This is a genomic window from Kribbella turkmenica (assembly GCF_004348725.1).
Lineage (GTDB): Bacteria > Actinomycetota > Actinomycetes > Propionibacteriales > Kribbellaceae > Kribbella > Kribbella turkmenica.
In genome coordinates this window covers 1-7,213 of sequence record NZ_SMKR01000253.1, presented here as the reverse complement: position 1 = coordinate 7,213, position 7,213 = coordinate 1, and the positions used below count along the sequence as shown (strand labels likewise).

Below are 7,213 nucleotides of genomic sequence, written 5' to 3'. Positions count from 1 at the left end.
GGACCGGGGTGCGGGACCGGGGGGCGGCTGAGCCGGGTTGAAAAAGTGATATCACGATGATAACTTTTAGCTATTCGAAAGGAGTGCTGATGGCGGACTTGGACGTGGCCGTGGAGATGCCGGCGCCGAAGGTGACCGAGCGGGTGGCCCGGGAGATCAACGGCTGGCCGATGGCCGGGCTGGCGTTCGTGCTGGTGGTCGCCGGGGTGGCGTTGTTCATCGTCGGCGCCGGGCAGTCTCAGGGCGCGCTGATCGCGGTGTCGATCCTGGTCTTCCTGGCCGGCCTGATCGTGGCCGGCGGGCTGACGCCGGTGGCGCCGGGGCGGGCCCGGGTGCTGCAGATCCTCGGCCGGTACGCCGGGACCATCCGGACCGACGGCCTGCGCTGGGTGAACCCGATCGCGACCCGCAAAGAGGTCTCCACCCGGATCCGGAACCACGAGACGGCGGTTGCCAAGGTCAACGATGCCGACGGCAACCCGATCGAGATCGCCGCGGTCGTGGTCTGGCAGGTCGAGGACACCGCGCAGGCGATGTTCGAGGTGGACGACTTCGTCGAGTTCGTCGCGATCCAGACCGAGACCGCGGTCCGGCACATCGCCAACAGCTACCCGTACGACGTGCACACCGATGACGGCGGCCTGTCGCTGCGGGACAGCACCGACGAGATCACCGAGACGTTGTCGACCGAGATCGGCGCCCGGGTGCAGGCGGCCGGGGTCCGGGTGATCGAGTCCCGGATCACCCACCTCGCGTACGCGCCGGAGATCGCCCAGGCGATGCTCCGCCGCCAGCAGGCCGGCGCCGTCGTGGCCGCCCGGCAGCGGATCGTCGAAGGTGCGGTCGGCATGGTCGAGCTCGCCCTGGCCCGGCTGTCCGAGCACGAGGTGGTCGAGTTGGACGAGGAGCGCAAGGCGACCATGGTCAGCAACCTGATGGTGGTGCTGTGCGGTGACCGGGACGCCCAGCCGGTGGTCAACACCGGTTCGCTCTACCAGTGAGCGGCCACCGTGGCCGTCGAACGTAAGAAGATCCTGCTCCGGATGGATCCCGTGGTGCATGACGCGCTGGCCCGCTGGGCAGCCGACGACCTGCGCAGCACCAACGCCCAGATCGAGTACCTGCTCCGCCGGGCGCTCGCGGACGCCGGCCGGCTCCCGTCCGGGGTCGGCCGGATGCGCCGTCCGGGCCGCCCGTCCAAGGAGGACGACGATGAGTAGCAGCAGCGGCAGCAGTCACCTCACTCTCGTCCGGGGTACCCGCGGCACCTTGCCGCGACGGCCCGCCGTCAGCCGGCGACGAATGGTCGCTCTCGGCCGGGTGAAGACCCCGGACTCTCTGGCCGCAAGGCTTTTCCTGCTCGCGTACGACCCGCAGACCGGGCGACTGGTGGGCCGGTGGACCAAACTCGGCCGGATTCTCCGGGCGGCCGCGCTCGTCGATCTCCAGCTCCGCGGGAACCTTGCCGACGACAACGGCCGGGCCCGGCTGAGCAAGGCCGCCGCTCCGGCCGACCCGGTGCTGGCCGAAGTTCTCCAGGACATCCGCCGGGTCGGTCCGCGCAAGTGGCGGACCTGGATCGACCGGCGGCACGGCCGGATCGTCCGCGACGTCCGGGACGAGCTCGAGCGGGCCCGCCTGATCAAGGTGGAGCACTATCGTGCTTTCGGCCTCTTCCCGACGTACCGCGTGACGCTCCGGCATCCGCTGGTTCGGCGCCAGTTGCTGCGGAACGCCACCGACGCACTCCGGCCGGCCCGCCTGGTCACCCGGATCGACCTGCGCGACGCGGCCGTGCTGACCTTGGCCGCCACCGGTGACCTGCGGACCGTCGTGACCAAGGAGCAGCGCAAGCGCCACAAGGACCGGATCGCGCAGCTCGCCGTCCGGGTCGGTCCGGTGGTGCCGGCGCTGAAGAAGGCGATCCAGGCGTCGTCCCACGAAGCCGGTTGATCGGTGGACCGGCGCCGGTGCTATGGTTCGTCACTCAAGTAATGAACCTATGAACCTGTCGCTCCCGGGGAGGAGGCGGTGATGTTCGACGACCGGAGTCCGATCTACCTGCAGATCGCCGAGCAGATCAAGAACGACATCGTCACCGGCGCCCTCGCCGAGGACGAACAGGTGATGTCGACCAACCAGTACGCCGCGTTCTACCGGATCAACCCGGCCACCGCGGCGAAGGGCTTCGCCCAACTGGTCGACGAGGGTGTGCTCTACAAGAAGCGCGGTATCGGGATGTTCGTCAGCCCGAACGCCCGGGACCTGCTCCGCACCGGCCGCCGCGACTCGTTCTTCGCCGACGTTGTCGACCCGATGATCCGCGAGGCCAAGGCGATCGGCGTACCGCTGAAGGACGTCGTCCAGCACATCCGACGCCAGATCGTGTCCGCTGATTCCGCGCCTGCTGCGCGGCACTCGGCACGGCACCGAGCGCCTGCTCGCGACGGCGCGGGATCACCGGACGCGATCTACGGAGACGCCTGATGACCTACCAGACCCTCCACTCCACCGAACCGGCCACCGAGGCCGGGTCCGCGCTGGCGGCGCGGGCGGAGAACCTGTCGGTCCGGTTCGCCGGCGTGCCCGCGCTGGACCGGCTCGACCTGCGGCTGGCGCCGGGGAAGATTCACGGCCTGCTCGGCCGCAACGGCTCCGGCAAGAGCACGCTGGCCGCTGTCCTGGCCGGCTTCCGGCGACCGGACGAAGGCCGGGTCCTGCTCGAGGGCGGCGACCTCGGTACGGCGGTCGAGCCGTACGAGAACGCGGTCGTCACCAGCCGGGTCTGCCTGATCCGTGAGTCGGGTGACCTGGTCGACGCGGCGCTCGTCAAGCACGTGCTCGGGCTGGCCGCGAGCCTGCGCCCGTACTGGGACGGCGACGTGGCCGGGGAGCTCCTGGACCGGTTCGAGGTTCCGACGAACAAGAAGGTGCAGAAGCTGTCCCGCGGGAAGAGATCCGCACTGGGAGTCGTGCTCGGGCTCGCCAGCCGCGCGCCGCTGACGCTCTTCGACGAGACCTACCTCGGTATGGACGTGCCGTCGCGCAACCTGTTCTACGACGCCCTGCTCGCCGACTACGCCGAGGTGCCGCGGACGATCGTGCTGTCGACCCATCTGGTCAGCGAGGTCAGCACGATGCTCGAGGAGGTCGTCATCCTCGACGACGGCCGGCTGGTGACTCAGTCGCCGGTGGACGCGCTCCGCGGTCGCGGCGCGTCGATCGTCGGGCCGGCCGCGGTGGTGGACGAGTTCACCGGCGGGTTCACCGTGCTCGCGGAGGAGAAGATCGGCGGCACCAAGTCGACCACCGTGCTCGGCGACCTGGATCCCGCGCTCGTGGCCCAGGCGCGCGCGGCCGGTCTCGAGATCGGCCCGGTCGGCCTGCAGGATCTCTTCGTGCACCTCACGTCGAGCGGTCAGGGAGGACGGCGATGAGCGCGGTACTCGACCGGCCGCCGGCGCTGCCGCGCGGGACGACCGCGACGAACCGGCTGCGGCAGGTGCTGTTTGCGATGATGTCGGGCACCCGGCCGATGCTGGTCGGCTACTGGATCGTGATGGTGGTGTCGTTCGTCGCGGTCGGCGTCGGGTTCAAGCTCGCCACCGGTGGGATCGAGCACAGCACGTGGGACTACGGCACTCAGTCGCCGAAGTACTTCTCGATGGCGCTCGGCATCACCGTGACCCCGGCGTTCTTCAGCCTGCTGATCGCCCAGGGCGTCACCCGCCGGATGTTTTCCGTTGCCGCAGGCATCTATCTCACCGGCGCCGCGGTCGCGACCGCCGCGCTGTGGGTGCTGGTGTACCAGGTCGAGCACGGGCTCTACGACTGGCGCGGGTGGGCGCAAACGCTGGCGAACCCGCACCTGTTCGGCGACACCTCGCAGGCGGGCCTGATCTTCGCCGAGTTCTTCCTGCTGATCCTGTCGCACGAGGCCGCCGGCTGGTTGCTCGGCATCACCTTCTACCGGTTCGGCTTCTGGCGCGGCGTCGCGCTGCTGCCGCTCGCGGTCGTACCGGCGGCCGCGGCCGAGTTCCTGTTGATCGCTCAATGGCTTGCCGACGCCCTCAACGGCATCGGCTACCACCGTCCGCCACTCGCTGTCGCCGTCCCCACCATCCTGGTGGTCAGCGCACTCGGTGTGTACGTCGGCTACCTTCTGCTGCGGCCGATGGCACTGAAACCGGCGAAGGGATGAGCCCAGGTTATGCACAGGGGGTGTGCATAACCTGGACGGTTTCTGTGGATGGTTGCGTGGTCGCTGTGGACGACACGCGGTCGCTCGCGAATTGACGAAATCTCTTGGCTGGAAAGGGTTGTGCCGCCGTGGGCGCGGAGGTAGAAATGTCGACACGCCGCTTCTGATCCGAGCGGCGGGTCGAACGGAAACCGAGGACCCTTGCGGTGGGGATCCCCACCGAGGTAGACCGGTGACGGGGTCTGCCGGCTCAACGGACCCGTTCGGGAGGCTGGAGACGTCACCTTCCTTCAGCTATGCGGGGCCCCTCCGACTCATACTCGGAGGGGCCCCGCTTCTGTGCGCTGCAGACACGACCTATCGGCACCGTTCGGTGTCGTTAACAACCGACGACAAGCCGGCCGGCGCACAGAACGGTTGTGCGCCGGCCGGCGGTCGGGGTTCGGTCAGGCAATCACTTCATGGTGATCCTCAGCGTCGAGGACGAGCCGCGAGCCGCGACCTGCACCTCCACCCCACGGCTGCTGGTGACCAATTCGTACGCCGCCGACCGGCCGTCCACCGTGACCCGCTTCACCGTCGCGCCGGCCGGCAGCACCGCACCGATCGTGACGTCGGCGCCGACGCCCTTGACCATCACGTCGGTCCGCAATTCCTTGCCTGCAAGGCGTGTGGACACGTCGACCGCTCCGCGGCCGACCCGGATGTTGCTCCCGGCTACCTTCTGCTGACCTTCGGGCAGTTGCGGGACCACCGCGAGCCGGCCGTACCCGAGGTCCGGGTCCACGCCGAGTTGCTGGTGGACCACCGGCCACAGAATGCCGTACGCGCCCCAGGCCTGGAGTGACATCGAACGGTCGTAGAACGGCCGGCCGATGTTCGCCGGCGAGTCGGGCGACGGCGCGATCTCGGGCATCGCGCCCGGCGTCTCCCAGACGGACGGGTCGAGCTGGATGCGCGCGTTGCCGGTGGTGTACACCTGCTGCTGGCCCCTCCCGAGCCGCCCGTAGTTGCCTTCAGCAACCGCCATGATGGCGGTGTTCAGCCCGAACATCGCCCGCTCGCTCTTCACCTGCGAGACGACCGGGTCACACGACGGCCCGGGATTGCCGGCCGGATCGGAGGTCGGCCCGGTGCCGGTGTGGTAAAGGCCGAACTCGCCTGTGTAGCAAGGCTTCTCGCGCTGGTCGAGGGCGATCGCCGCGTGCTCGGCCGAGGACAACGGCGAGTCCGGCTGCCCTGGACGGTTCAGCACGGCCTCCATCGGGGTGACGCCGATCCAGTGCCGCTGGAAGATCGGCGTGTTGTCGTTCGCCGGGTCGGCCGGGTCGTCGACGGAGTCGGCGTACCCCATCGCCTGCGGGACCCACCACTGCGCCTCGAAGCGGGACTCGAGGTCGTCGGCCCGGGCGGTCGCCCACTGCTGGACCTTCCGGTCGCGCTTCGACGCGGCCAGGTCGGCGAGGTCGCGCAGACCACGGGCGAGGTAGACGGTGCTGTCGAGCTTCTCGACGCCCATCCCACTCCGTTCGACGTTGGCCAGACCTTCCGGCCAGCCGTCGCCGTCCTTGTCGAGCTCGCGGTAGACGTACCGCAGGTTGCGGACGCTGAAGTCGTACATCGAGTCCCGGAACCGGTCGTCGCCGGTCCACCGCCACAGCAGCGCGACCGCACTCGGGAACTTCACCGTCTCGTCCGTGTTCCCGGCGCTCTGGTTGGACCCGAAGTACACGTCGCCGGTCGGGACCACCTCGTGCGCGACCTTGCCGCTGCGGTCGTTGAGGATGTCGCTGACGTCCCGGAGCGCGCGCAGGTGTTCCTTCACGGTGTCGAACTGGCCGGCCGCCACCGCGGCGAAGGCCATGTACTCACCGTCGGTCGCGAAGATCCACGGGTAGTCCGGGAAGCCCGCGCCGAACCAGCGCGCTGTCTCCACGGTGCCGGCCGGAGCCGGGTAGTCCTTGCCCTCGTTGACGTCGCGGATGCGCAGGTTGCGGGCCTCCTGCACCGAGTCCGCCAGGTTCTGCTTGCTCCACTCGACACTCTGCTGCAGCAACCGGTCACCAGGCAGGTCGACCACCGACATGCGGTCGATGTGCCGGCGGTCGCGGACCTTTGCCTTCAGCAACGCATCTGGACTGCTCAGGGCACGGCGGTACTCATGCTGGGCCGCGGACACGCCGTCGTCCGAGCCGGCGACCGCGAACCAGATGGTCCTCGGCTTGCCCGGTGCGAGTTCGACGTCGTACGTGAGCCGGCCGCCGGTGCCCTTGCCGACCAGCGAGTCGTCGCAGCGCGCGGGCGTCGTACCCTCGGCCGGGCAGATCACTGCCGGGTCCTGTGGACCGCGGTTGTCCGGGCCGAGCGAGTGGCTCGTCGGACGCAGGGACGATCCGACGAACGCGGCGTAGTCGTGGGCGGTCGCGTTCGGGAACGACGGGGTGCCCTGCTCGCGGAACCGGAGCGAGCCGTCGGCGTACGCACCGGTGTCCGGCAGGTTGGCGTCGGCCGCACTCGGCGTCGTCCAGCCCCACGGGTACGACGACATCAGTTCGGAGTGCGCATCGACGTCGAGCTTGACCGTCTTCGCCGTACCGGACTGCAGTGTCAGGCCGACCAGGGTCGCGCGGATGCCGTCGGGGACGAAGTCGGTCCGACGGACGCGGACGTCGCCGGAGTAGTCGATCCGGCTGTATCCGTGGCCGCTGGTGTACTTCTGCGCCGCCACGTCCTTGCCGAGCCACGCGCCGTCGACGCCGAACCACAGGCCGTCGAGGAGCTTGATCGGCTGCGTCCAGAAGCCGCCCATCTCACCGCGGATGTGCCAGCCGGCCGCGGGGTAGAGGCCGGTCTCGTCGCCCATCGCGTAGGCGCGGTCGCCGACGACCAGTGAGCGCCGGTCGGCGAGCCGGGTGGTTTCGGACAGCTCGGAGGCGTGGGCCACCGGTCCGTCCGTGCTGGTGGCCGGGGCCGAGCCGGCGGTCGCGGACGCCGTACCGGCCAGGACAGTGG

The 7,213-nt window shown here is 69.6% G+C and carries 7 protein-coding genes; 6 read left to right on the top strand and 1 reads right to left on the bottom strand.

Features of this window, described 5'->3' with window-relative positions; translation table 11 throughout:
* The first annotated feature begins 89 nt into the window (after positions 1-89).
* The 6 genes from E1218_RS34010 (at position 90) to E1218_RS33985 (ending at position 4,201) form a co-directional block, all read left to right on the top strand.
* On the top strand, positions 90-1,001 hold the full coding sequence (locus E1218_RS34010) for an SPFH domain-containing protein (protein ID WP_132327154.1): 912 nt from the start codon (positions 90-92) through the stop codon (positions 999-1,001).
* A 9-nt stretch (positions 1,002-1,010) separates the two neighbouring features.
* A complete protein-coding gene (locus E1218_RS34005) occupies positions 1,011-1,220 on the top strand; it encodes a hypothetical protein (protein WP_132327153.1) in 210 nt (69 codons plus the stop codon).
* Complete coding sequence (locus E1218_RS34000) at positions 1,213-1,953, top strand: GOLPH3/VPS74 family protein (RefSeq protein WP_132327152.1); 741 nt, start codon at positions 1,213-1,215, stop codon at positions 1,951-1,953. Before E1218_RS34005 ends, E1218_RS34000 begins: the two co-directional genes overlap by 8 nt.
* Before the next feature lie 81 nt (positions 1,954-2,034).
* Complete coding sequence (locus E1218_RS33995; RefSeq protein ID WP_233712654.1) at positions 2,035-2,487, top strand: GntR family transcriptional regulator; 453 nt, start codon at positions 2,035-2,037, stop codon at positions 2,485-2,487.
* Positions 2,487-3,437 carry an ATP-binding cassette domain-containing protein gene (locus tag E1218_RS33990; protein ID WP_132327151.1) on the top strand — a complete coding sequence of 317 codons (951 nt, stop codon included), beginning with the start codon at positions 2,487-2,489 and terminating at the stop codon, positions 3,435-3,437. Before E1218_RS33995 ends, E1218_RS33990 begins: the two co-directional genes overlap by 1 nt.
* Entirely contained in the window at positions 3,434-4,201 is a 768-nt protein-coding gene (locus E1218_RS33985; RefSeq protein ID WP_132327150.1) for a hypothetical protein, read from the top strand. Before E1218_RS33990 ends, E1218_RS33985 begins: the two co-directional genes overlap by 4 nt.
* Before the next feature lie 454 nt (positions 4,202-4,655).
* Here E1218_RS33985 and E1218_RS33980 read toward each other — a convergent pair.
* Positions 4,656-7,213: glucosidase family protein (locus tag E1218_RS33980; protein ID WP_233712653.1), on the bottom strand; the 2,558-nt coding region annotated here is incomplete at its 5' end.